General features: G+C 48.2%; 1 protein-coding gene. It reads right to left on the bottom strand.

Annotation, left to right across the window (positions count from 1 at the left end):
* A partial coding sequence (locus R7190_RS28880) for a murein hydrolase activator EnvC family protein (RefSeq protein WP_411978102.1) occupies nt 1–600 on the bottom strand: 600 nt, incomplete at both ends.

A 600-nucleotide genomic window follows, 5' to 3' on the forward strand; every position in this document is an offset into this window, starting at 1 on the left:
CTCTTAAATACTCTGCAAATACGACTGTGCCAGGGTAAACCGCTTTAACTTGTTGACCATAGTTAGCGGAAAGCACCATACCTTTCCAGTTTACTTGTCCGGTTTGACGCGTACCGAAGTTATGTAACACACTGCCTTTGAGGGGCCATGGTAGTTTGCCGCGCTGTTTGCCGAGCCCGTCCATTGGTACCGCATTTCGCTTGGCGGCTTTTGCAATCTCGGCTTTTAGACGGGTTTCATTGCGTTGTAGTTCAGCAAGGTAACGTTTGTCGTTTTTAATGCTGCTCTGAATTTTGTTCAGCGTTTGCTTACGATTCGACTGCGTACTGGCCAGTGCGGTACGCTTTTCTGATTGCTGCTTGAGCAGGGTTTCGATCTGCTCTTTCTCTAGCTCAAGTTGGTTTTTGTTGTGCGCCAACTCTTGAGTGGTTTTGGTGATGGCATCAATCACTTCGGCACGAGCCTTGGCTAAGTGCTGAAAGTATTGGCTAATGCGGTCTTCTTCTACACCTTGATTCAATAAGTGCCCATTCGCTTTCGCTCGCTCGGTCACGTAATACGTTTGCAGCAACTGCTTGAGCTCTTCCTCTTGTGCTTGGC

The organism is Vibrio sp. 1078-1, from assembly GCF_033340475.1.